The organism is Pseudomonas sp. WOUb67 (assembly GCF_050058005.1).
GTDB classification, from domain to species: Bacteria; Pseudomonadota; Gammaproteobacteria; order Pseudomonadales; family Pseudomonadaceae; genus Aquipseudomonas; species Aquipseudomonas putida_R.
On sequence record NZ_CP170112.1, the window covers coordinates 5,342,291 to 5,366,431 of the forward strand.

The following is a 24,141-nucleotide window of genomic DNA, read 5'->3' on the forward strand; positions in this document are numbered from 1 at the left end:
AAGTACGTTCGTTCAAGCCCCGCACAGATCGAACTTGGGAAGTTAGCCAAGTTTTCGCGGGCCCAGATGAATGTTAAACGCGCTAGTTGCACAACAAGTGCGGAATGCGCGATCAACGGCTGGCACTTTGCTACCCGCCAGTGCCCGACCAGCAGGCGTTTCAAGGCATTACCCAGCCGCGACCTATACAGTGCGAAGTGGTAATATGCGCCCCCAGAAACGCTTGCAACCTGAAGAAAGGTTGAACGATCACGTGTTCGAAAAAACATCGAAAGTAGTGCGCCAAAGCCTCTGAGCAGCATTGTGCAAGGCCTCCATCAGCAATACTTCAGTGGCTTCCCTACCTATGCTTCCACGCTTGAAGACTTCTTTGCGTTGCTGCTCCCGCGTTGCCCTGCTGCGTTGGGTGACGGCCGCGCTATGCGTGGCCTCGCTGGTCGCCAACCTGATGCTCTACCTGGCCGACCAGGCAGTCCCGGCCAGCCTGCTGGTGCTGCAACTGGTCGCTACGCTGGGTACCGTCGTCTACCTGGGGCTGAGCGCCAGGTCGATCAGCCTGCGCCCGGCAGAACTGGCCGAGCGCATGCTCAAGGTCCAGGAAGACGAGCGCCAGCACTTGGGCCGGGAACTGCACGACGACATCGGCCAGCTGCTCACCGCCGCCAAACTGCAACTGCAGTGGCTGCAACGGCGCATGCCCGACGAGCTGCAGGGCCACTGCAACACCCTGCGCAGCACGCTGGATGACGCCTTGGGCAACGTGCGCGACGTGTCCGCCCTGCTAAACCCTCGGCAATTGGCCAGCCTGGGCCTGGAAGCCAGCCTGCGCGCGCACCTGGTGCGCACCCTGGCCAGCAGCAGCGTGCACTGGAGCCTGGCGTGCAACCAGCGCCTGGGCGGTATCGACGAGGCCGTGGCCATGGCGGTGTTTCGCATTACCCAGGAAGCCGTGACCAACATGCTGCGCCACGCCCAGGCTGGTAACCTGATCATTCAGCTGCAGCGCACCCCCGAGGGGCTGGCGTTGTCGATCCACGACGACGGCTGCGGTTTCGTCCCGGCACGGGACCCGGCCGAGGCTGGCCAGCGCGGCCTGGCCGGCATGCAGGAGCGGGTCACCGCCTTGAAGGGCCGCCTCGACATCACCAGCCAGCTCGGCCTGGGCACGCGGATCGACGCGGTGTTCCCGTGGCCTGCACGTACCCGGCAACGCGCCGGGAGCAAGGCCACCCATGACCTGTAGACTGCTGCTGGTAGACGACCACTCGCTGATCCGCGCCGGCGTGCGCGCGTTGGTCTGCGACATCCCCGGCTATGAGGTGATCGGGGAGGCCGACGACGGCAGCCAACTGCTAGAACAGGTCCGCGCGCTGGCGCCCGACATCGTCTTGCTGGACATCTCCATGCGTTCGACCAGCGGCCTGGACGCCCTCACCCAACTGCGGGCAAGCGGCAGTACCTGCAAAGTGCTGATCCTGTCGATGCACACCGACCCGGACCTGATCATGCGCGCCCTGGAAAGCGGCGCCCACGGCTACCTGCTCAAGGACACCAGCGCTACCGAGCTGGAACAGGCCCTGGGGGCAGTGCGCAACGGCGAGCGCTACCTCAGCCCGGCCATTGCCCACACCGTCATCAACCAGGCCCTACGGCACACCAAGCAGGGCAAGCAAGCGCCTGGAGAGCGGCATAACCTCACTGCGCGACAACTGGAAATCCTGCGCCTGATCGTGCGCGGCAAGTCCACCCGGGAAATCGCCACGGGCCTGGGCCTGTCGATCAAGACCGTGGAAACCCACCGCTCGCAAATCATGAAGCGCCTGCAGATTCATGACGTGGCCGGCCTGGTGCTGTTCGCTGTACGCGAGAAAATCATCAGCCTGGATGACTAAGCAACGGCGACCCGGCCGGCAGGTGCAGGCGTAACGCTCCAGGCCTGGCCTGAAAGCGCAGGTTGCCGGCCTGCAACGGCTCGCCATCGAGGTTGATGTCCAGGCCCTGCGCGCTCTTGATCTCGACCCAGGGCAACCTGGCGCGGACGAAAAGCCCGTCACCGGCCAACAGGTCGCGCAGTGCCCCGACCACCTCTTGCGGCGCTGGCAGGATGGCGATGTCGAGCAAACCGTCGTTCACTACCGCTTCGGGGCACAGCACTTGCCCACCCCCAGCCTGGCGACCATTGCCGATACCCAGCGCCAATAGGCTCCCTTGCCACTGGAAGTCAGGCCCTTGCAGCTCCACCGAGGCTGCCTGCAGCTCGCTGAAGCGCGACAACCCGGTAAACAGGTAAGCCGCAGCACCCAGCACCTTCTTCAGGTCTTCGGAGGTGTTGGCGGTGACCTGGCTACCAAACCCACCCGTGGCCATGTTGAGGAACAACTGGTCGCCAGCCTGGCCCAGGTCGATGGCCTGCGCCGGCGTATTCAGCAGCGCAAGTGCCTCGGCAGGCTCCAGGGGTATGCCAGCGGCCTTGGCGAAGTCGTTGGCCGTGCCCAGCGGCAACAGCGCCAGGCTGGCCTCGGCATCCGCCAGGCCCATGGCCTCGGCCACATCCCGCAACGTGCCGTCCCCACCGCCTGCGACGATATGGCTGTAGCCCGCCGCGAGCGCCTCGCCGACCAGGCGCTGCGCGTCACCGGCCTCCCAGGTGACACGCACATCCAGCACCCAGCCGGTATCGCGCAGGTCGCACACGGCGCTGCGCAGCGCTTCATTCATCGCCTGCTTGCCGTGCAGGATCAGCATTGCCTTGCGCCCTTGCATCGCGCGTCTCCGTGAAGTTGACCGACCCTGATCTCGACCATGCACGCTGCCCGATCGTTGCATGCCCACAAAAAAATAGCGAAGCCAGCGTGGTCTTTTTCCCACACCCGACAATGCGCGCTATGCTCAGAAAATGAACTTTTGACAAGTTTTTGACCTAGGCAAACAACGCTCCCTGGGCAGTCAGCCTTTTGACTTCTGTTTGCCGGGCTCGAAACCCTAGCCATGGACGCGCCCCGGCAGTGGTGTTCAACACACTGCCGATGGGCGCGTCTTTTCATCCGCGGCCTTTCACGAGGATTCCGGGTCATGCGCATTCTCTGGACACTGCCCTACCTACCCTGGCCGACCACCAGCGGCAGCAAGACCCGGCAATACCACCTGATGCGCGCACTGGCACAGCAGGGCCACCGCATTACCCTGTTGGCGCAGTCGAAAATCCCCCTCAGCGATCCAGCCCGCGAGGCTTTGGAGCCACTGCTTGAACGCCTGATCGTGATGCCCCGCCGGCCACTGCACAGCCCGCTGAACCTATTGGCTTCGCCCATCATCGACTACCCCATGCGGGCCATCATCAACGGCCTGTCCCCTTGCCTGCGGCACCGTTTCGAGCAATTGCTGGACGAACCCTGGGACGTGATCCAGATCGAACACAGCTACAGTTTTCAACCGTTCGAAAAAGCCCTGCAGGCCCGCGGGCTGCCCTACATGCTCAGCGAACACACGCTCGAGTCGGTGATGGGCGGTGCCTGCCACGACCGGCTGCCCCTGTGGCTGCGCCCACTCAACGCCTTCGACCGCTGGCGCTACCGGCGCTGGGAACAACGGGTGCTATGCCAACCCACCGAGCTGGTGGCCGTCAGCGCCCACGACGCCGAGCTGATCGCGCAGATCAGCGGGCGACCGGTGAACGTGGTGGTCAATGGTGTGGATTGTGACTTCTACCAGCACGTGGAGCCCGCGCTGCACAGCCAGCGCCTGCTGTTCGTCGGCAACTTCGAATACGGCGCCAACCTTGAGGCCATCGAGTGGGCGCTGGAAGACATCATGCCGCAGGCGTGGATGAGCAACCCGGCAGTGCGCCTGGCGATAGCCGGGCATGCCCTGCCGGCCAGCTGGAAACTGCACTGGAACGACCCGCGCATCGAATGGCTCGGCTACCGCCCTGACCTGCGTGAGTTGCAAAAACGTTCGGCACTGTTCTTCGCGCCGCTGCGCTATGCCGGGGGCTCCAAGGTAAAAATCCTCGAGGCCATGGCCGCAGGCCTACCGGTAATCACCACCGGCAAAGGCGTATCGGGCTTGAGCGCAAACAATGGCGAGCACTATCTGGGCAGTGATGACGGCGACCAGCTGGCCCTGCTGATCACCCAACTGCTCAACCAGCCCTGGCGCATGAGCCAGTTGAGCGCTGCCGGGCGCCAGTTCGCCCGCCAGCGCCACGACTGGAGCGTGGCCGCCCAGCAACTGGAGAACGTGCACATGCGCCTGGCGCAGGCAGCGCCGGCCGAGGCCGCGCCGCTGGGCAGTGCCTGGCTGGGCCGCTCAGCCAAGTAGCTCGCTGAAGGGAATGAACGGCACGCTGTCGCCCTGTTTCGGCGTGCTGCCCTCTCGCACTTCCACCAAACCCTCGGCCCACGCTGCGCTGCGCAGCACACCGGAGCTCTGGTTCTTGTAGATACGCACCTGGCCTTGCTCGATGCGTGCACGCAGGTACTCGCGCCGCGTGCCGGGCTTGGGCCAGTCAAAGCCTGCCGGCATGTCGAAACGCAATGGCGTGACATCGCCCACGCCTTGGCGACGTAACAGATAGGGCCGGGTCAGCAGGCCAAAGGTGACCAGGGTGGAGGCCGGGTTACCCGGCAGGCCGATCACCGGTACGCCCTGGTAGTGACCGAAGGTGAGTGGCTTGCCCGGCTTGATCGCCAGCTTCCACAAAGCCAGCTCGCCGGCTTCGCGCAGGGCCGCACCCAGGTAGTCAGCCTCGCCCACCGAGACACCGCCGGTGGACAAGATCAGATCAACGTCGCCCAGCGAGGCCAGGCAGGCGCGGGTAAGCGCCAGATCATCCGGCAGGATGCCGGCATCAACCACGTCGCAGCCCAGCCGCTGCAACCAGCTGACCAGCAGCCGGCGGTTGCTGTTGTAGATTTGCCCCGGCCCCAGCGGCAAACCGGGCTCGACCAGTTCGTCACCCGTGGACAGTACCGCCACCCGCACCTTGCGCACCACGTCCAGGCGGCCATGACCCAAGGTCGCCGCCAGGCCCAGTTCGATCGGCCCCAGCCGGGTACCGGCGCTCATCACCTGTTCGCCCTTGCGGGTTTCCTGGCCTTGGGGGCGGATGTTCTGATCGGCATGCAAGGGTTCGAGAAAGCGCACCCGACCGTCGTCGGCCACTTCGATGTTTTCCTGCATCTCGACGCAGTCGGCACCTTCAGGCACTGGCGCGCCGGTGAAGATGCGCGCACAGGTGCCCGGCTGCAGGGGCTGCGGTGCATGGCCGGCGAAAATCCGCTGGCTGACCGGCAGTGGCTCGCCCTGCCAGTCGGCTTTGCGCAGGGCATAGCCGTCCATGGCACTGTTCGGCCACGGCGGCAGGTCGAGCGAGGCCACCAGGTCGGTGGCCAGCACGCGGCCCTCGGCCTCGGCCAATGGCAGGTTCTCGGTGTCACGAATTGGCGCCGCTTCGGCCAGCGCCAGCAGTTGCTCCAGGGCTTGCTCCACCGGCATCAGTGGCCGGGCCTGGATGACCTCAGCCACGGCTGTCACAGGCCGCTGCCTGCTTCAGGTGCGGCACGAAGTTGCAGGGGCGATGGCGTGCATCGAGCTGCTCGGCCAGGATGCCGTCCCAGCCGGTGCGCACCGCATTGGTCGAGCCCGGCAGGCAGCACACCAGAGTGCCGTTGGCCAGCCCGGCCAGGGCGCGCGACTGCACGGTGGAGGTGCCGATGTCGGCCACGGAAATCTGCCGGAACAGCTCGCCAAAGCCTTCGACCTGCTTGTCCAGCAGGCAGGCCACCGCCTCGGGCGTGCTGTCACGGCCGGTGAAACCGGTGCCACCGGTGATCAGTACCACCTGCACATAGTCATCGGCAATCCAGGTGGCGACCTGGGCGCGGATCTTGTACAGGTCGTCCTTGAGCAGCACACGCTCGGCCAGACAATGGCCAGCTGCGCTCAGGCGGTCGACGAACAATTGCCCGGAGGTATCGGTGTCGAAAGTGCGGGTGTCGCTGACCGTGAGCACGGCGATATTCAACGGCACGAAGGGGGTATCTGCCTTGGCTTTCATGGGTGTCCGTCACCAGAAGATGGATGGCCGCAGTTATAACACAGCGCAACTTTGCCAGCGCTGCGCCCACGATCATTGCCCTGGGTCAACCGGCCAGATTTGTCGCTATGCTGCACTTGAAAGGAACTTGCACCAATGCCCTGCGTCTTAACTGTCATTCAGCACCATCGCAACTGGAGAATCACGATGATCAAACGGACCCTTCCTGCTTTCTTGCTCGCCCTGGGCCTGGGCGCCCTTGCCGGCTGTGCATCGCCGACCGTCATTACCCTGAACGATGGCCGCGAAATCCAGGCCACCGACACCCCGAAGTTCGATGAAGACTCCGGCTTCTACGAATTCGAGCAGCTTGACGGCAAGCGCACTCGCCTGAACAAGGACCAGATCCGCACCGTAAAAGAGCTCTGACAAGGCACCCGTTTTGGCAAAGCCCCTTTCAACTACAAGGGCTTGTGGGCGAAAACGGGATGCAGTAGGATTTTGTTCATCGGAGTGTAGCGCAGCCAGGTAGCGCGTCTCGTTCGGGACGAGAAGGCCGCAGGTTCGAATCCTGTCTCTCCGACCAGATCCTCATCAAAAAAGCCCGCCTTGCGCGGGCTTTTTGTTGCGCCTGAAAAGTGTCAGGCACTCAGGCGTGAGGTCACATCACCCAGTTGCCCCGACAACCCATGCAGGCGTTGCCCTGCCTGCTCGGTGTACTGCACCGACGCCTGGTTGGCGGTGGCAATGCGGGTGATTTCGATCAGGTTGCGCGAGATGTCTTCGGCCACGCTGGTCTGCTCTTCGGCCGCCGTGGCGATCTGCCGGTTCATGTCGCGGATCGCCTCTACCGCCTGGGTGATGCGCTGCAGCATCTGCCCGGCCTGTTGCACCTGCTCGGCCCCCTCTTCGCTTCGCTGCTGGCCGCTTTCGATGGCCTTGACCGCTTCCACCGCACCCGACTGCACCGCTTCGATGATCTGGTGGATCTCGGCAATCGAGGCTGCCGTGCGCTGGGCCAGGCTGCGCACCTCATCGGCCACCACCGCGAAGCCACGCCCGGCCTCACCGGCACGGGCCGCTTCGATGGCCGCGTTCAGCGCCAGCAGGTTGGTCTGCTCGGCAATCCCGCGGATCACTTCCAGCACTTTGCCGATGCGCGTGCTGTCGTGTTCCAAGTCGCGGATTACCGCCGCCGTGCCGGCGATTTCGCGGTTGACCACACCGATGATATCGATGGTCTGCTGCATCACCTGCTCACCCGCCTGGGCACTGTGGTCGGCGTCATCCGCCGCGCGGGCCGCTTCGGCAGCATGGCGGGCCACTTCCTGGGCGGTGGCAGACATCTCGTGCATGGCCGTCGCCACCTGGTCGGTACGCTGGAACTGGTCATGGGTGCCGCGGGCCATGTCGCCGGCAATGCTGCGCAACTGGCCGCTGGCCCCTTCCAGCTCCTGGGCGTTGTCCTTCAGCCGACCAACGGTGTCGGCGAGGAAGTCGCGCAGAGTGTTGGCCGCCCGCGCCAGGCGCCCCAGTTCATCCTCGCGACGGCTGTCCACCCGGGCGGCAAAACGGCCCTGGCTAAGTTGCGCGACGTACTCGATCAACTGGCGGATCGGCTCGATCAGGCTGCGGTTGACCAGCCACAGGCTGAGCAGCCCCACCAGTACCGCCGAGGCCAGCATTACCAGCAGGCCCAACCATACCGTGCGTTCGGCGCTGGCGTTGATGCTGGCCGCACGCTGGCGGGCATCGGCACGCAGTTGCTCGACCAGTTCGCTCATCTGCTCACTGGCGGCGCGGTCCATACCCTTCACCGCCAGGTCGCCGGCTACCGGGTCGCCACCGGCGGCGAGGAAGGCCTGGCGGCCCTGCGCATAGGCCTGGCCCAACTGCCGGTGGCTGTCACGCAGTTGCTGCAACGGCGCCTTGAGCCTGGCGTCGCTGCTGTCGATCAGTTGCCCGAGCAGTTGTTGCACCTGCTGTTCGCGGGCCTGGAACTGCTGCCAGTACTTGTCCATGTCAGCCGGCTGGCGCCCGCGCAGCAGCACGTTCTTCCATTCCTGCACCTGGATCTTGAATTGCAGGTTGGCTTCGTCAATCAATTGCGAGGCCCGCAGCGGCCCGTCCACCAGCTCGGCATAACCGCGCACGCTGGACGACAAAAACTGGAAACACACCAGGGCGATCAACAGCATCGCCACCAGGCTGCCGCCGAGCAGCGAGAGAATTTGCACTCTGAGGGATTTACGCAACATCGTGGATCTCGGAACCGAAAGGAAAGGAATGGCGCGCATCCGCAACACCAGGTAAGACATTCCATGTCCTTGTTGGCAGGCCAAAAAAAAGCTGCCATCAAGCAATGGCAGCCAGGTCGAGCACTTACGCAACAGTTGAGCCAGATACTCTCAGGCAATTGCTACAAAATTGTTACAAACTAGCGACGCGTTAGCCGCTTGTGAATTGCAAGGCCGCCAGCCGCGCATACAGCGGGCTTTCCTCGATCAACTGGCGGTGGGTACCCACCGCCACCACCCGGCCCTTGTCGATGACCGCGATGCGCTCGGCATGCTGCACCGTGGCCAGGCGATGGGCGATCACCAGCGTGGTACGCCCGGCCATCAGGCTGGGCAACGCCTGCTGGATCAGGTGCTCGCTTTGCGCATCGAGCGCGCTGGTGGCCTCGTCCAGCAGCAGGATCGGTGCATCCACCAGCAACGCCCGGGCAATCGCCAGGCGCTGGCGTTGCCCGCCGGAAAGGCCGATGCCGCCCTCGCCCAACGGCGTCTGGTAGCCTTGCGGTAGCTGCCGGATGAATTCGTCGGCATGGGCACCGTGCGCCGCTGCTTCGACTTCGGCCAAGGTCGCATCGGGCCGGCCATAGCGGATATTGGCCTCCACCGTTCCGCGAAACAGTGAGGGGTTTTGCGCCACCAGCGCGAACTGCCGGCGCAACTGGTCGGGGTCCAGCTCGGTAACCGGCTGGCCATCGAGCAGGATGCGCCCTTGCTGCGGGTCGTAAAAACGCAGCAGCAAATCGAACAGGGTCGATTTGCCCGCCCCCGAGGGCCCAACCAGGGCCACGGTCTGCCCGGGCTCGATGACCAGGCTCAGGCCATCGACGGCTGCCACCGAAGGCCGTGATGGGTAGGCGAACACCAGCTGCTGCAGCTCGATACGTCCACTGACCCGCTGCTGCGGTAGCTCTTGCGCCACGGTGGGTGGCAGGATCGCACTGCGCGCCGCCAACAGTTCGGCAATGCGCTCGGCCGCACCCGCTGCACGTTGCAGCTCGCCGATCACCTCACTGAGGGTGCCGAAGGCGCTACCGACGATCAGGCTGTAGAACACGAACGCCGCCAGTTCGCCTGCGGAGATACGCCCGGCGATCACATCCATGCCGCCGACCCACAGCATCACCCCCACCGCCCCCAACACCAGCACGATCACCAGGGTAATCAGCCAGGCACGCTGGGCAATCCGCTTGCGGGCCACGCCAAAGGCGGCTTCTACCGTGTCGGCGAACCGTTCGCGGTCGTGCGCCTGGTGGTTGTAGGCCTGCACCGTCTTGATCTGCCCCAGGGTCTCGGCCACGTAGCTGCCCACATCGGCCACCCGGTCCAGGCTCTGGCGCGACAGGCTGCGCACCCGTCGACCGAACAGCAGGATCGGTGCCAGCACCAGCGGCAAGGCGACCACCACGATGCTGGTGAGCTTGGGGTTGGTGATGAACAGCAGCACCACACCGCCGATGACCATCAGCGCGTTGCGCAGGAACATCGACAGCGATGAACCGATGACCGATTGCAGCAAGGTGGTGTCGGCGGTCAGCCGCGACTGGATCTCGGAGCTGCGGTTGTCTTCGAAAAAGCCGGGGTGCAGGCCGATCAGGTAGTCGAACACGGCACGGCGGATATCGGCCACGCAACGCTCGCCAATCCACGACACCAGGTAGAAACGGCTGAAGGTGCCCACCGCCAGGGCCAGTACCAGCAGCAGGAACAGGCCGATGGTCTGGTTGAGCTGGTGCGCCGAGCGGGTCATGAAGCCCTGGTCTACCAGCAGGCGGATGCCCTGCCCCATGGACAGCGTGATGGCGGCAGTGACCACCAGGGCCAACAAGGCCAACAGCACCTGTCGACGGTACGGACGAACGAACTGCCAAGCCAGGCGCAAGGCACGGCGTTGGCGAGCGGAAACCGGTTCGGGCATGGCGGCGGCTACATTGGCGGGGACACCGCAGACTACCACTCATCCGGGCTGGGGGAATGGATGCAGGTTGCTATAACGCATCGGTCTAAACAGAGGATGGAGCTTTCACAGGGTTTCTGTTGGACTGTTGCTGCCGTGACACAGAAGCTGTCACAGGCCGGTCACGGCGCAGGGCTACCCTGAACTTGAACCTGAAGAGGAGACAGTGCATGAGCTTGCAACATGGCAGTGACAACCAGAAGCCTCAGACCACCCCGCCACCCCAGGCATGCGGTTCGATCATCGACGGCGAGGGGCGCGAAGTGCCTATTACCGAGCAGATGATCCAGCAAGCCTGCAAGGCCCTGGAAGAAAGCCGGGTCGAGCGCGTACACAAAGGTTGATCGGCGAATTTTTGCAACCCGGCCCTTGCGCCGGGTTTTTATTGCCCGTAATCCTGTACCGGCCTCTTCGCGGGTGAACCCGCTCCCACCGGGATTGCACAGGGCCTGAGCCAAGTGAGGATCCTGTGGGAGCGGGTTCACCCGCGAAGAGGCCAGCAAAGCTTTCAACGAGTTATCAGACCAGCTCCGCACCCAAGGCACTGACCAGCTGCGCCAGCTGCGGCGACTCCCCACGCAAGCGCACCGCCAACCCTTCGATCTCGCGCCGAGGCGGGTATTGCTTGCGCAATTGGTCAAACGCCGCGCGCTGCTGCTGCGGGTCATCGCTCAGGCTGCGGCGGAAGTCGGCATCGTCGCGGCGTGGGTCGTACACGGCGCGGCACAGGGTGGCCAAGGCCCAGGCCGGATCGGTGCTGGCATCCAGCTCGATCTGCGCCAGCGGCGGTCGGGGCAGCAAGTCGGCCAGCTGCACCTGTTCGTCCACACCCAGGAAACGGCACAGCGCCTGGTAGATCTGCGCCGTGCCACGCTGGCGGCCGTCGAGGCTGTAGCCGGCAATGTGCGGCGAGGCCAGTGTGCACAGGTCGGCCAGTTGCAGGTCGACCTGTGGCTCGCCCTCCCACACGTCCAGCACCGCATGCACGTCTTCACGGTCCAGCAGCAGCTCGCGCAGGGCGGCGTTGTCCACCACCGGGCCACGGCTGGCGTTGATCAGCCAGGCGCCCGGGCGCAACTGCGCCAGCTGCGCCTGGCCCAACAGGTGCCAGGTCGGGTGCTCGCCACCGCGCTGCAACGGGGTATGCAGGCTGATCACATCGCACTGTTGCACGATGGTTTCCAGGCTGACGTAGTTGCCGCCCTCGGCGGCCTGGCGTAGCGGATCGCACACCAGCACCTTCCAGCCCAGGCCATGCAGCACCCGCACCAGGCGGCCGCCCACCTCACCCGCGCCCACCACGCCATACACGCGCTCGGGCAGTGCCGCGCCATCCAGCTCGGCCAGGGTCAACAGGCTGCCCAGTACGTAGTCGACCACACCGCGGGCATTACAGCCCGGCGCACTGCTCCAGCGAATGCCGGCTTCGGCAAAGTAGTCCAGGCCCAGGTGATCGGTGCCGATGGTGCAGGTGCCGACAAAGCGTACGCGGCTGCCTTCGAGCAACTGCCGGTCGACTTTGGTTACCGAGCGCACCAGCAGGATATCGGCGTCCTTGACGCTGGCGGCATCGAGGCTTCGGCCGGGGTAACGGCGGATTTCACCGAAACCCTGGAAGAAGGCATCGAGCAGCGGGATGTTCTCGTCGGCAACTATCAGCATGGCGCTCTCCTGTCTGGGGAACGCAGTGTAGGCGCAACGCCGGGCGTGTTCCAGAGCGCTTCAGTCGGCTTTCTTGCGGATCCAGTACAGGAAGGTGCCGGCGTCTTCTTGCTGCTGCAGCAGTTCGTGGCCGAGGAAGTTGCAGAACTTGGGGATGTCGCGGCGGGTCGACGGGTCGGTGGCGATGACCTTGAGCAGGCCGCCAGCGGCCAGGTCACGCACGTGCTGGTGCAGCATCATCACCGGTTCCGGGCAGTTCAGGCCGGTGGCATCGAGGATGGCGTCGGGGGTGAAATCGGTCATGGGGGGCTCCGAAAATGATCGCCATTGTCGCGCATAGCGCGACGCGGTCCAAGCACCGCTTGAGAAACGCGCAGCTGCCAGCCAGCCAGCCCAGATCTTGATCTTGATCTTGATCTTGATCTTGATCTTGATCTTGATCTTCGCGACTTCAGGAGGCCGAACGCAGGCCTTGCGGAGGGAGGTGACGGGCATGGATGCCCGTCAAGCGCTGGGCCCCAGGATGGGGCCTGCAGCGCGGTCCTCCCGGGAGCAAGGCCGGAGTGAGGGAACCCCGGAGCGCAGCGCAGGGGCCGGATGATCGGAGCGCAGCGTTTTTTGGTTACTTTTTGTCGCGTTTGACAAAAAGTGACTCGCCGTAAGGGCGAAAAGGTGAGTATGCGTCGCCATCACAAACGGACTGTTCTCCGTTTCAATACCGCCGCAGAAGCTCTTGATCTCGGGATGTGGGCCTCAACACAGTGTAGACATTCGTTCGCGCAGGTGGCGCTGAGTCACCTTTCCGCCCTCACGGCGGGTCCCTTTTTGTCGTGGCAAAAAGAAACCAAAAACCGTCCGCTCCCATCATCCGGCCCCTGCGCTGCGCTCCGGGGTCCCCTCGCTCCGGGCTTGCTCCCGGGAGGACCGCGCTGCAGGCCCCATCCTGGGGCCCAGCGCTTGACGGGCATCCATGCCCGTCACCTCCCTTCGCAAGCCCTGCGCTCGGCCTCCTGAAGTCGCAATCTGCGTCGCCTGGACTACCGCGCGCTTAGAAGCAAAAGCCGAAGCAAGGGCAAGAGCAAGACCAGCGCGATAGGCGCGCTACGCTCAGCGTGGTTTCAGATCGAGCCGGCGCAGGTGGCAGGTCACTTCCTCACGGTCGTGGTACAGCTGCTTGCAGGCAATCGATACCCTGATCTTGCGCGCCTTGAACGTCGCCTCCATGCGGTCGAGCAACCTGCGTACTTCGGCGTAGCGCTGCTTCATCGGCAGCTTCAGGTTGACCACCGCCTCGCGGCACAGCCCCTCGCCCAGCCAGGCTTCGATCAGCGAGGTGGTACGCGCCGGTTTCTCGACGATGTCGCACACCATCCAGTCCACCGGCTGCTTCGGCTGCCAGGTAAAACCATCCGCCATCAGGTGCTGAACCAGGCCGGTGTCCATCAGGCTTTCGGCCATCGGGCCGTTGTCGATAGCGGTCACCAGCATGCCCCGGCGCACCAGCTGGTAAGTCCAGCCACCCGGCGAGGCACCCAGGTCAACGCCGGTCATGTCATCGCCCAGGCGCTGCTCCCATTGCTCGCGCGGGATGAACTGGTGCCACGCCTCTTCCAGCTTGAGGGTCGAGCGGCTGGGTGCCTCGCGGGGGAATTTCAGGCGCGGAATGCCCATGGGCCACAGGGCACTGTTGTTGGCCGGGGCAACGCCGGCGAACACCCGCCGGCCGCTGATGAAGGTGAGCAGCAGGCGTGGGCGGCTGGCGTCCTCAACCAGGCGGCCGGCCTTTTCCAGCGCCTTGCGCAGCGGCACTTCGAACTTGCGGCAGAAGGTGGACAGTTCCTTGCCCTCGTTACTGTCCAGCACTTCCAGCCACAGGCTGCCGAACACAGGCAAGTCGGCCAGCTCCGCCAGCAACACACTGATGCGGTCAGTTTCCGGCAACTCGACGTAGCCGCCCCGGGCCCACTGGCGCGGGAAAATCAGCTCGCTGAAACGCAGTGCCCCCATCAGCCGCTCGGCACCGCCATCTTCGGTACAGACAAACTCGGCGCTAGCACTGTGCGGCTTGCCTTTGGCATAGCCCGCAATGCCCAGGCGGGCGGCATGTTCGCTGATTTCGGCGCACACCTCGCCCTCGAAACCGGGCCGGCAATGCATGAACAGGGTATTCATCTCTCACTCCACTACGGCTGGCGCGCAACAGGCGCCGGCAGGGCGGCGATGATAAAGGAAGTTCGGAACCTGCGACACGCCCCGCCGGTCCAGAAAAGGGTCAGGGGCCGCAAAGCGGTCTAACCTGACCACTCAGCCAGGTCCGTACCGTGCGGATCGACACAGAGCGGTGACACCGGCAGACCTTGCGTATTTGCCGGGCACCGGCGCAGAAGGAGTTGGCAATGCCCTCGCTCGACAGCCTGAACACCCTCAAGACCCTCCAGGTCGGCAACCAGACCTATCACTATTTCAGCCTTACCGAGGCCGCCCGCCAGCTGGGCGACCTGCAACGCCTGCCCATGTCGCTGAAGGTGCTGCTGGAAAACCTGCTGCGCTGGGAGGACGGCCACACCGTCACCGGCGACGATTTGCGCGCCCTTGCCCAGTGGCTAAGCGAGCGGCGCTCCGACCGCGAGATCCAGTATCGCCCGGCGCGGGTGCTGATGCAGGACTTCACCGGCGTGCCGGCCGTGGTCGACCTGGCGGCCATGCGCGCAGCCATGGCCAAGGCCGGCGGCGACCCACAGCGGATCAACCCGTTGTCACCGGTGGACCTGGTGATCGACCACTCGGTAATGGTCGACCATTACGGCACGCCGCAGGCCTTCGGCGAGAACGTGGACATCGAAATGCAGCGCAATGGCGAGCGCTATGCCTTTCTGCGCTGGGGCCAGAGCGCCTTCGACAACTTCCGTGTAGTGCCGCCGGGCACCGGCATCTGCCACCAGGTCAACCTGGAATACCTGGGCCGTACGGTGTGGACCCGTGAAGCCGATGGCCGCACCTACGCCTTCCCCGACACCCTCGTCGGTACCGACTCGCACACCACCATGATCAATGGCCTGGGCGTGCTCGGCTGGGGTGTGGGTGGCATCGAAGCAGAGGCGGCCATGCTCGGCCAGCCCGTGTCGATGCTGATCCCCGAGGTAATCGGCTTCAAACTCACCGGCAAGCTGCGCGAGGGCATCACCGCCACCGACCTGGTGCTGACGGTAACGCAGATGCTGCGCAAGAAGGGTGTGGTGGGCAAGTTCGTCGAATTCTATGGCGACGGCCTGGCCGAACTGCCGCTGGCAGACCGGGCGACCATCGCCAACATGGCACCGGAATACGGCGCCACCTGCGGTTTCTTCCCGGTTGACGAGGTGACCCTGGACTACCTGCGCCTGTCGGGCAGACCGGACGCGACCGTGCAACTGGTCGAGCAGTATTGCAAGGCCCAGGGCCTGTGGCGCCTGCCGGGGCAGGAGCCGTTGTTCAGCGACAGCCTGGCCCTGGACATGCACGAGGTCGAAGCCAGCCTGGCCGGGCCCAAGCGGCCGCAGGACCGCGTGGCGCTGGGCCAGGTCAGCCAGGCCTTTGACCATTTCATCGAACTGCAACCCAAGCCGCTGGCGAAGGAAGTCGGCCGCCTGGAAAGCGAGGGCGGCGGCGGTGTAGCGGTGGGCAACGCCGACCAGGCTGGCGAGATCGACTACAGCCATGGAGGCCAGACTCACACCCTGCGCGATGGCGCCGTGGTGATTGCCGCAATCACCTCGTGCACCAACACCTCCAACCCCAGTGTGATGATGGCGGCCGGGCTGGTGGCGAAAAAGGCCCTGGAAAAAGGCCTGCAACGCAAACCCTGGGTCAAGAGCTCGCTGGCGCCGGGCTCCAAGGTAGTCACCGACTATTTCGAGGCAGCCGGGCTCACCCTCTACCTCGACCAACTGGGCTTCGACCTGGTCGGCTATGGCTGCACCACCTGCATCGGCAACTCCGGCCCACTGGACGAAGCGATCGAGAAAGCCATCGGTAGCGCTGACCTCACCGTCGCATCGGTGCTGTCCGGCAACCGCAACTTCGAGGGCCGCGTGCACCCGCTGGTCAAGACCAACTGGCTGGCCTCGCCACCGTTGGTGGTGGCCTACGCACTGGCCGGCAGCGTGCGCCTGGACCTGACCCGCGACCCGCTTGGCACCGGCAAGGACGGCCAGCCGGTGTACCTGCACGATATCTGGCCCAGCCAGCAGGAAATTGCCGCAGCCGTGGCCAAGGTCAATACCGCGATGTTCCACAAGGAATATGCCGAAGTGTTTGCCGGCGATGCGCAGTGGCAGGCCATCGAGGTGCCACAGGCTGCCACCTACGTGTGGCAGCCCGACTCTACCTACATCCAGCACCCACCGTTCTTCGACGACATCGGCGGACCGCCGCCACAAATCACCGACATCCGCGGCGCCCGGGTGCTGGCGCTGCTGGGCGATTCGGTGACCACCGACCACATCTCACCGGCCGGCAACATCAAGGCCGATAGCCCCGCCGGGCGCTACCTGCGTGAACAAGGGGTGGAGCCACGGGACTTCAACTCCTACGGCTCGCGCCGTGGCAACCATGAAGTGATGATGCGCGGCACCTTCGCCAACATCCGTATCCGCAACGAAATGCTGGGGGGTGAAGAAGGTGGCAACACCTTGCATGTGCCCACTGGCGAGAAGTTGTCGATCTACGACGCAGCCATGCGCTACCAGCAGGAAGGCACCCCGCTGGTGGTGATTGCCGGCCAGGAGTATGGCACCGGCTCAAGCCGCGACTGGGCAGCCAAGGGCACCAACCTGCTGGGGGTCAAGGCGGTGCTGGCGGAAAGCTTCGAGCGCATTCACCGCTCCAACCTGGTGGGCATGGGCGTGCTGCCGCTGCAGTTCAAGGCCGGCCACGACCGCAAGCAGCTGGGGCTGACCGGCAAGGAGCGGATCGATGTGCTGGGTTTGAACGGTGCACAGATCCGCCCGGGCATGAGCCTGCCTTTACGCATTACACGCGAGGACGGGCAACAGGAACAGATCGAAGTGTTGTGCCGGATCGATACGCTCAATGAAGTGGAGTACTTCAAGGCAGGTGGGATTCTGCATTATGTGTTGCGCCAGCTGATCGCTGGCTGAGGCTTACAGGCTTGTCTGGCGTTTTGCGACGTGTTCAAGATCGAGCGCCGCCCGCGCGGCGCGTCGCGAGCTGCGCTCGCTCCTACGTTTGTTTTTTGGCCAGTAACGCCTGTTACAGGCGCGCGCGACCGCCTTGTTTGTACAGCACGAAATCGTGCCATGCGCCAAGGCGTTCGCGCGCAAATGCCACAGGAATAACTGGCCCGAAACAAACGTAGGAGCGAGCGCAGCTCGCGATGCGCCGCGCGGGCGGCGCTCGATTTCACAGGCGCCACCGCTCCAACGACGAACCCCAAACCCAGTAATATTAAATAATCATTCAATAAAACCAGTGGCTTGCCGATACCTGTCCAAAGCCCTGCGGACTATCAACCCATGCGTAACAACCAGCCGATTACCCAGAGAGAACGGACTTTCCCTGCCCAGCAGCGGTTGATCTCCACCACCAACGCCAAGGGCGTGATCACCTACTGTAACGATGCCTTCATCGAGATCAGTGGGTTTACCCGCGAAGAGTTGACCGGCGCGCCGCACAACCTGGTCCGTCACCCCGATGTGCCGCCTGCCGTGTTTGCCCACATGTGGCAAACCCTCAAGCAAGGCCAGCCATGGATGGGCATCGTCAAGAACCGCTGCAAGTCCGGCGACCACTACTGGGTCAACGCCTACGTCACACCGATTTACGACAACAACCAGGTCGTCGGTTTCGAGTCGGTGCGGGTCAAGCCAACCGCCGAGCAGATCCGCCGCGCCGAAGCACTGTACCAGCGCATCAACCAGGGCAAGCCAGCTGTACCTCGCAGGGACAAGTGGCTGCCGGTGCTGCAGGACTGGCTGCCGTTCATCCTGATCAGCCAGGTCGGCTTCCTGATCGGCAACTGGCTGGGCCACTCCTGGGGCTTTGCCCTGGCTGCCGGGCTATCCGTACCCCTGGGCCTGCTCGGCTTGAGCTGGCAGCAGCGTGGCCTCAAGCGCCTGTTGCGCCTGGCCGAACAGACCACTTCCGACCCGCTGATCGCGCAGATGTTCACCGACAGCCGTGGCGTGCAGGCGCGCCTGGAAATGGCCATGCTCAGCCAGGATGCCCGCATGAAAACCTGCCTGACCCGCCTGCAGGACAGTGCCGAACACCTCAGCGACCAGGCACGCCAGTCCGACGCCCTGGCGCACAAGAGTTCTTCGGGGCTGGAGCGCCAGCGGGTAGAAACCGAGCAGGTCGCCGCCGCCGTCAACCAGATGGCCGCCACCACCCAGGAAGTGGCCAACCACGTACAGCGCACCGCCGACGCCACCCAGGAAGCCAACCGCCTGACCAGCCAGGGCCGGCAGATTGCCGGGGAAACCCGCGAGGCCATCGAGCGCCTGTCGGCGGCGGTGGGTGAAACCGGCCAGACGGTCACCCAACTGGCCAAGGACAGCGACGAAATTGGCGGCGTGGTCGATGTGATCAAGGGCATTGCCGACCAGACCAACCTGCTGGCACTGAACGCGGCCATCGAAGCCGCACGGGCCGGTGAGATGGGCCGTGGCTTTGCCGTAGTGGCCGACGAAGTGCGCCAGTTGGCCCAGCGTACTGCTGAGTCCACCGGGCAGATCCACGGTCTGATCGCCAAGCTGCAGCAAACCGCAAGCAACGCCGTGCTGACCATGGAAACCGGCCACCGCCAGGCGCAGGAAGGCGTCGACAGGGTGATGCAGGCTGACGAGGCATTGGTTGGGATCAGCGAAGCGGTGGCCAACATCACCGACATGGCCACCCAGATTGCCGCGGCGACCGAGGAGCAGACCGCAGTGGCTGATGAGATCAGCCGCAACATCAGCACCATCGCCGAACTGGCCGACCAGACCGCCGAACAGGCCCAACACTCCGCGCTGCTTAGTGAAGAACTGACCAGCACGGCGGGGAGCCAGTATTCTTTGGTGGAGCGGTTCAACCGCTAACGTTACCTAGGCTTCAGTTGCCCTTGTGAAAGCGCCCACAGGTACGGCGCTTGACTTGAAGGCGATGCGGTCAATGTGGGAGCGGCCTTGTGTCGCGAAAGGGCCGCGCAGCGGCCCCATCATTTTTTGCATCTCAGCTGAAATCCTGGGGCCGCTGCGCGGCCCTTTCGCGACACAAGGCCGCTTGTGTCTTGAGGTGGGATTAGAATCTGGAGTGAGAGCGGTGAATGGCCAGCTGAATGCCGCAGGTGCCATGAGCACGAGTGGGAGCACAAGCTGCCATTCACCGTTCTACTTTGGCGAGAGCCCGAACAGTTGGATGCGGCTCTGATCTCGAATCACAAGCGTGGGCCAAGCCAAAGTCCTCTCACTGTGTTGAGTTTAGGAGGTTTTGGTGATGGCTTCCTTCTTGGGTATCGATGTTTCCAAACTTTCTCTGGATGGCTGGGTGAGTCCGCAGGGCGTCAAAATTGCTGTGACCAATGACCCGGCTGGATTTGAGGCGCTGGAAAGGATCCTGCGCAAGTTCAGTATCAAGCGCGTCTTGCTAGAAGCTACAGGTGGCTACGAGCGTGATGTTCTGCGCTTTCTGCAGGACGCTGGCTACAAGGTCATACGCGTCAATCCCTTGCGAGCCAGGAAATTCGCTGACTCGATGGGCGTCAAAGCCAAGACCGATGCTCTCGACGCTGAAGTGCTGGCCCACTTCGCCGAGGTCATTCCGGACCAGCCTACCCTGCGAATCAGCCCCGACAGGGCGCTGTTACGAGAGCTGCTGCAGCAACGTGATCGCCTGGTTCAGCAGCGAGACGATGACCGGCGGCGCCTGAAACAAGCCCAGTCACTTGTCGTGGCTAATTTCCTGAAAGCCAACCTCGAGTATTTCCGGTCGCAGATCAGGTTGGTGGAGCAAGAGATCAAACAGCAGGCCGTAAAACTGAACGATGAGCGAATTACTCAGCTGACTCGGGTCAAGGGCATTGGGATGGTGACAGCGGGCAAGCTTGTAACGTTGCTGCCAGAGCTAGGCCGCGTGGAATCCAGGGAAATAGCGTCCCTGGTCGGTGTTGCGCCGTTTAACCACGACAGCGGAAAGTCGGTCGGCAAGCGTTCAATCTCAGGAGGCCGGTTTGAGATCAGGCGGACGCTGTATATGGCCGTCCTTGTGGCTGTGAAGTACAACCCAGCGCTCAAGGCTCGGTATGAGGCGCTTCGCGATCGGGGCAAAGTAGCCAAAGTCGCTCTCGTGGCATGCATGAGGACCTTTATCGTACGGCTCAATGCGATGCTAAAAACGGGTACGCCATGGCGAGATTTGATCCTGCCTCAGCCGGCAGATGCAACGTAGATCAAGAAGGCAGCGTGATTGGTGTGGGAGCGGGCTTGCCCGCGAAGCAGGCGACGCGTTGGATGGCACGGGCTTCGCCCGTGTTCGCGGGCAAGCCCGCTCCCACAGTGATCGCGCAATCTTTTAGATTTTGATCAAGACAGTTGCTCCCACATCTGCTTGCCTCGCTACCAGTCCAGCCGCAAGCGGCTTTCGAAATACCGTTCTTCGCCGCTCAACGGGTCCTCGAAACGCAGGCTCTGCGCCAACAGCTTCAGTGGCCGCTGGTAGTCATCTTCTTCCTGAAGCAACTGCGGATAGAACGGGTCGTTGCAGATCCCCGCCCCCAACGCCGCCATGTGCACGCGCAACTGATGGGTCTTGCCGGTCACCGGCGACAGCCCATAGCGCCACAGTTCACCGTTCTTCTCCAGCACCTCGGCCAAAGTTTCGCTGTTGGCCTCCCCGTCCACTTCGTGCATGCGGAAAAACGGCTCGCCATGCACCAGCCGGCTTTTATGCACCAGCGGGAACGTGTGCTGCGTCATGGCTGCGGCAATGGCCTGGTAGCGCTTGTCGATGCGCCGTTCAGGGAATAGCCGTTGGTAGGCACTGCGGGTGTGCGGGTTGGCAGAAAACAGCACAAGCCCTGCGGTGTGCCGGTCGATACGGTGCAACGGCACCAGGTGCGGGTTGTCCAGGCGGCGAATCAGGCGGCGCAGCAAGGTGTGCTCGACGTATTCACCGGTTGGCGTTACCGGCAGGAAATGCGGCTTGTCGGCCACCACCAGGTGCTCATCCATGTGCAGTACCGTCTCCTGCACCGGGATGGGTCGCTCGTTCGGCACTTCACGGAAGTAGTGCAAGCGCATGCCGCGTTTGTACGGCAACTCGGCCGATACCGCCCGCCCCTCGGCATCCAGTACGCGGCCACGGGCAAAGCGGTCGAGCCACTGAGCGCGGTCGATGGCCTTGAAATGGTCGCACAGGCAATCGAGCACTGTCGCCCAGTTACCGGGGGGCAGGCACACCGTGCTGGCTTGCTGGTGGGCGGGGTCGAAAGGCGTGGTCATGGCAGGGCTCGAAGCGTGCAAGGCCGCGCATTATCCCCCAAGCCAGCGCCCTCAACCAGCCTCGTCCATGGCCTCGCTGCGCGCCTTCAGCCAGCGCAGCACCTGTACGGGCTCCCAGCGGCCGGGGTCATACAGCGCATACAACAACCCCTGGTAGCCCACCACGTCCAGCCCGCGGTGGTAACCGGCACGCTGGAACAGGGCTTCGATTTCGGCGAAGCAGGTGTTGAAGTGGACCTTGCCGAACGGGGTACGGTCATCGGTGACCAGGCCTTCGAGGCGCAGTTCCAGCACGGCGTCGGCCACCCGCTCGACGGGCATGCGGTTGACGCTGTACTTGAGTTGCTCGACGTTGAGCATGGCTTTACCTCGATACTGTATTTATATACAGCATACGAACATCCCCTTGCCGCCGTCAATGCGCTTCATTGCAAGCCTGCCAGGTAACCGCTGCCTTTGCGCATGGTCAGCACCTGTCTACGCGGGGTGCCACGCGTCACCGAAAGGTGCACCCATCTGTCAAATTCCAGGATCAGCTGATCGAAAGGGATATCACTCTCGCTGATCCGGCGCACGGTCTCACGCGGGGTGACCTCAACGACCGTAAAGTCTGCCGCCAGCCCTTGTACATGCTGGCTATTCGGGGCGCCACCGATCAGCCGGTTGACTTTCTCACTGCGATATCCGCTGCTGATGAAAATTGGAACACCGAACAGTGCACGCACTTGCTCAAGCGCACAACACAGCAGCTGCAGGTTGGCCCGAGCTTCGGGAGGGGGAGTGTTATCGAACCCGTCCCTGGAGGCGAGCTGCGAAACGGTCATTTCATTGAATTTGAAATGTGGCGTGATCAACATGACGAGCTGTTCCGATGATGAGGAAAGTTATCGGCGCCAGTGCGCCGGCACCTGATCATCAGCTCGCTGCACAGACCATGGAGCGGGGTTGCAGCTCCCCTGTTGCCCTCATTGCCCCAGGAACGCCACCACCTGCTCGGCATCGAACGGCCAGTGCAGCTCGGCGGCGGTGTCGCAGCGCCGCAACACTGGAATGATCAGGCCATAACGCTCGAACATGGGCTCGCTCTCGGCAATGTCGACCAGCTCGACCAGCAGGCCATGATCGACGAAAGGCATCAGCACAGCCTCGGCCACTTCACACAGGTGGCAGCCGAGGGTGCCGAACAGTTGGCATTCAGGCAGCATGGGCAGGTCCCGGTTTGGCATGCAGAAAAACCTATTCTAGGTCTGTCACGCCCGTCATGCACCTGACCTGGCTCAATCCTGGCTGGTGGCGCCGATACGGTGCAGCGACAAGTCCGCGCCCTGGAACTCCTGCTCATGGCTCAAGCGCAGCCCATGCAGCGCCCGGATTGCGCCATAGACGGCAAAGCCGCCGACCAGTGCCACCACCACGCCCATCAAGCTGCCCAGCAACTGGCTGACCAGGCTGACACCACCCATGCCACCCAGTGCCGTCTGGCCAAAGACTCCGCAGGCAATGCCACCCCACACGCCGCACAGGCCGTGCAGTGGCCACACGCCCAGCACGTCGTCGATCTTCCAGCGGTTTTGCGCTGCGGTGAAGGTCCAGACGAACAATGCGCCGGCCACCAGGCCGGTGGCCAGTGCGCCAATCGGGTGCATCAGGTCGGAGCCGGCGCAGATCGCCACCAGGCCGGCCAACGGCCCGTTGTGCAGGAAGCCCGGGTCGTTACGCCCGGCCAGCAAGGCCGACAGGGTGCCGCCGACCATGGCCATGAGCGAGTTGATCGCTACCAGGCCACTGACGCCCTGCAGTGTCTGAGCACTCATCACGTTGAAGCCGAACCAGCCGATGATCAGAATCCACGAGCCCAGCGCCAGGAAGGGAATGCTCGACGGGGCAAACGCCACCAGCCGGCCATCGCGGTAGCGCCCGCGGCGCGCCCCCAGCAGCAGCACCGCCGCCAAGGCCAGCCAACCGCCCATGGCATGCACCACCACCGACCCTGCAAAATCATGGAAAGGCGCACCAAAGCGGGCCTGCAACCAGGCTTGCAGCCCCAGGTTGCCATTCCAGACCACACCCTCGAAGAACGGGTAGATAAACGCCACGATCAATGCCGTGGCACACAATTGCGGCACGAAGCGCGCGCGCTCGGCGATGCCCCCAGAGATGATCGCCGGAATCGCCGCAGCGAACGTCAGCAGAAAGAAGCATTTGACCAGCGCATAACCATGGTCGACCGCCAGCACCGCTGCCGGCTGGAAGAAATTGACCCCGTAGGCTATCCAGTAACCGATGAAGAAATACACCAGCGCCGAGATGGCGAAGTCGCTGAGGATCTTCGACAAGGCGTTGACCTGGTTCTTGTGGCGCACCGTGCCCACCTCGAGGAACGCGAAGCCGGCATGCATGGCCAGCACCAGAATGGCGCCCATGAGAATGAACAGGGTGTTGGAACCGTGGACCAGGGAGTCCATCGCGCTGTGCATGTTTTCCATGAAATAGGCAGACCTGCTGAAAAAGGCACCAGGACAGTTCAAGAACCTGCATCCCTGCACCGAATCGGTGCCAGCCCCCTGCCCTCTTTCGGTGAGCGGGTCGGAGCCTGCGTGGTTTTTTCTTGGGTTTGTCGTGGATTGGGTTAAGGTTTATCGATATTCGCTGCGCTGGCGCCCTGAATCGGCGCAATGCGCCCCAGCGACGCCCCGCAACGTGGCAAAGCCA

21 protein-coding genes, 1 tRNA gene and 1 pseudogene are annotated in these 24,141 nt (G+C 63.7%); 9 read left to right on the top strand and 14 right to left on the bottom strand.

Annotated elements, in window-relative coordinates:
- The first annotated feature begins 346 nt into the window (after positions 1–346).
- Both ABOC32_RS23700 and ABOC32_RS23705 read left to right on the top strand, forming a co-directional pair.
- A complete protein-coding gene (locus tag ABOC32_RS23700) occupies positions 347–1,243 on the top strand; it encodes a sensor histidine kinase (protein ID WP_426809097.1) in 897 nt (298 codons plus the stop codon).
- Positions 1,233–1,892 carry a response regulator gene (locus ABOC32_RS23705; RefSeq protein WP_426809098.1) on the top strand — a complete coding sequence of 220 codons (660 nt, stop codon included), beginning with the start codon at positions 1,233–1,235 and terminating at the stop codon, positions 1,890–1,892. Before ABOC32_RS23700 ends, ABOC32_RS23705 begins: the two co-directional genes overlap by 11 nt.
- Here ABOC32_RS23705 and yegS read toward each other — a convergent pair.
- Positions 1,876–2,763, bottom strand: coding sequence for a lipid kinase YegS (gene yegS, locus ABOC32_RS23710; protein ID WP_426809099.1), 888 nt, complete (start codon positions 2,761–2,763; stop codon positions 1,876–1,878). The two genes, ABOC32_RS23705 and yegS, sit on opposite strands and share 17 nt — an antisense overlap.
- A 309-nt stretch (positions 2,764–3,072) precedes the next feature.
- Between yegS and ABOC32_RS23715 the strand changes: the two genes are divergently transcribed.
- Positions 3,073–4,320, top strand: coding sequence for a glycosyltransferase family 4 protein (locus tag ABOC32_RS23715; protein WP_426809100.1), 1,248 nt, complete (start codon positions 3,073–3,075; stop codon positions 4,318–4,320).
- On the opposite strand, the gene glp is transcribed toward ABOC32_RS23715, so the two are convergent.
- Together glp and moaB are read right to left on the bottom strand one after the other, a co-directional pair.
- The gene (glp, locus tag ABOC32_RS23720) at positions 4,309–5,535 is read right to left on the bottom strand and encodes a gephyrin-like molybdotransferase Glp (protein WP_426809101.1); all 1,227 of its coding nucleotides are present in this window, start codon (positions 5,533–5,535) and stop codon (positions 4,309–4,311) included. The genes ABOC32_RS23715 and glp overlap by 12 nt on opposite strands.
- Positions 5,519–6,058, bottom strand: a complete 540-nt coding sequence (gene moaB, locus ABOC32_RS23725; protein ID WP_426809102.1) for a molybdenum cofactor biosynthesis protein B — start codon at positions 6,056–6,058, stop codon at positions 5,519–5,521. The genes glp and moaB overlap by 17 nt, the downstream gene beginning before the upstream one ends.
- A gap of 186 nt (positions 6,059–6,244) precedes the next feature.
- Between moaB and ABOC32_RS23730 the strand changes: the two genes are divergently transcribed.
- Together ABOC32_RS23730 and ABOC32_RS23735 are read left to right on the top strand one after the other, a co-directional pair.
- Positions 6,245–6,466, top strand: coding sequence for a YgdI/YgdR family lipoprotein (locus ABOC32_RS23730; RefSeq protein WP_012271328.1), 222 nt, complete (start codon positions 6,245–6,247; stop codon positions 6,464–6,466).
- An 80-nt stretch (positions 6,467–6,546) separates the two neighbouring features.
- Positions 6,547–6,623 (top strand) — tRNA-Pro (locus ABOC32_RS23735).
- A gap of 55 nt (positions 6,624–6,678) precedes the next feature.
- On the opposite strand, the gene ABOC32_RS23740 is transcribed toward ABOC32_RS23735, so the two are convergent.
- The 3 genes and pseudogenes from ABOC32_RS23740 to ABOC32_RS23750 form a co-directional block, all read right to left on the bottom strand.
- Complete coding sequence (locus ABOC32_RS23740; protein ID WP_426811654.1) at positions 6,679–7,446, bottom strand: methyl-accepting chemotaxis protein; 768 nt, start codon at positions 7,444–7,446, stop codon at positions 6,679–6,681.
- Between the two features lie 165 nt (positions 7,447–7,611).
- Positions 7,612–8,355: pseudogene (locus tag ABOC32_RS23745) on the bottom strand (methyl-accepting chemotaxis protein); the annotation flags it as partial.
- 130 nt (positions 8,356–8,485) lie between these two features.
- The gene (locus ABOC32_RS23750; protein WP_426809103.1) at positions 8,486–10,249 is read right to left on the bottom strand and encodes an ABC transporter transmembrane domain-containing protein; all 1,764 of its coding nucleotides are present in this window, start codon (positions 10,247–10,249) and stop codon (positions 8,486–8,488) included.
- Between the two features lie 209 nt (positions 10,250–10,458).
- On the opposite strand from ABOC32_RS23750, the gene ABOC32_RS23755 reads away from it, so the two are divergent.
- Positions 10,459–10,632 carry a PA1571 family protein gene (locus tag ABOC32_RS23755; protein WP_426809104.1) on the top strand — a complete coding sequence of 58 codons (174 nt, stop codon included), beginning with the start codon at positions 10,459–10,461 and terminating at the stop codon, positions 10,630–10,632.
- Positions 10,633–10,807: 175 nt separating this feature from the next.
- On the opposite strand, the gene pdxB is transcribed toward ABOC32_RS23755, so the two are convergent.
- From pdxB to rlmM, 3 genes are all read right to left on the bottom strand, one after another.
- Entirely contained in the window at positions 10,808–11,950 is a 1,143-nt protein-coding gene (gene pdxB, locus ABOC32_RS23760; protein WP_426809105.1) for a 4-phosphoerythronate dehydrogenase PdxB, read from the bottom strand.
- Between the two features lie 60 nt (positions 11,951–12,010).
- Positions 12,011–12,253: a sulfurtransferase TusA gene (gene tusA, locus ABOC32_RS23765; protein WP_016500764.1), complete on the bottom strand. Its 243-nt coding sequence runs from the start codon at positions 12,251–12,253 to the stop codon at positions 12,011–12,013.
- 804 nt (positions 12,254–13,057) lie between these two features.
- Positions 13,058–14,122, bottom strand: a complete 1,065-nt coding sequence (gene rlmM, locus ABOC32_RS23770) for a 23S rRNA (cytidine(2498)-2'-O)-methyltransferase RlmM (RefSeq protein ID WP_426809106.1) — start codon at positions 14,120–14,122, stop codon at positions 13,058–13,060.
- A gap of 224 nt (positions 14,123–14,346) precedes the next feature.
- On the opposite strand from rlmM, the gene acnA reads away from it, so the two are divergent.
- The 3 genes from acnA to ABOC32_RS23785 all read left to right on the top strand — a co-directional run bounded on the left by acnA (position 14,347) and on the right by ABOC32_RS23785 (position 20,377).
- Positions 14,347–17,088 (top strand): aconitate hydratase AcnA, encoded by a 2,742-nt coding sequence (gene acnA, locus ABOC32_RS23775; RefSeq protein ID WP_426809107.1) that lies wholly within the window; start codon positions 14,347–14,349, stop codon positions 17,086–17,088.
- Between the two features lie 375 nt (positions 17,089–17,463).
- Complete coding sequence (locus ABOC32_RS23780) at positions 17,464–19,029, top strand: methyl-accepting chemotaxis protein (RefSeq protein ID WP_049272873.1); 1,566 nt, start codon at positions 17,464–17,466, stop codon at positions 19,027–19,029.
- Between the two features lie 397 nt (positions 19,030–19,426).
- Positions 19,427–20,377, top strand: coding sequence for an IS110 family transposase (locus ABOC32_RS23785; RefSeq protein ID WP_426809108.1), 951 nt, complete (start codon positions 19,427–19,429; stop codon positions 20,375–20,377).
- 167 nt (positions 20,378–20,544) lie between these two features.
- Here the strand turns inward: ABOC32_RS23785 and ABOC32_RS23790 are convergent, their stop codons facing one another.
- The 5 genes from ABOC32_RS23790 to ABOC32_RS23810 form a co-directional block, all read right to left on the bottom strand.
- Positions 20,545–21,429, bottom strand: a complete 885-nt coding sequence (locus ABOC32_RS23790; RefSeq protein ID WP_426809109.1) for a pseudouridine synthase — start codon at positions 21,427–21,429, stop codon at positions 20,545–20,547.
- Between the two features lie 51 nt (positions 21,430–21,480).
- The gene (locus ABOC32_RS23795) at positions 21,481–21,789 is read right to left on the bottom strand and encodes a transcriptional regulator (RefSeq protein WP_264362406.1); all 309 of its coding nucleotides are present in this window, start codon (positions 21,787–21,789) and stop codon (positions 21,481–21,483) included.
- Between the two features lie 65 nt (positions 21,790–21,854).
- Entirely contained in the window at positions 21,855–22,286 is a 432-nt protein-coding gene (locus ABOC32_RS23800) for a D-Ala-D-Ala carboxypeptidase family metallohydrolase (RefSeq protein WP_426809110.1), read from the bottom strand.
- A gap of 108 nt (positions 22,287–22,394) precedes the next feature.
- A complete protein-coding gene (locus tag ABOC32_RS23805; protein ID WP_043203376.1) occupies positions 22,395–22,634 on the bottom strand; it encodes a glutaredoxin family protein in 240 nt (79 codons plus the stop codon).
- Positions 22,635–22,706: 72 nt separating this feature from the next.
- Positions 22,707–23,915: an ammonium transporter gene (locus ABOC32_RS23810; protein ID WP_426809111.1), complete on the bottom strand. Its 1,209-nt coding sequence runs from the start codon at positions 23,913–23,915 to the stop codon at positions 22,707–22,709.
- Between the last annotated feature and the right edge of the window lie 226 nt (positions 23,916–24,141).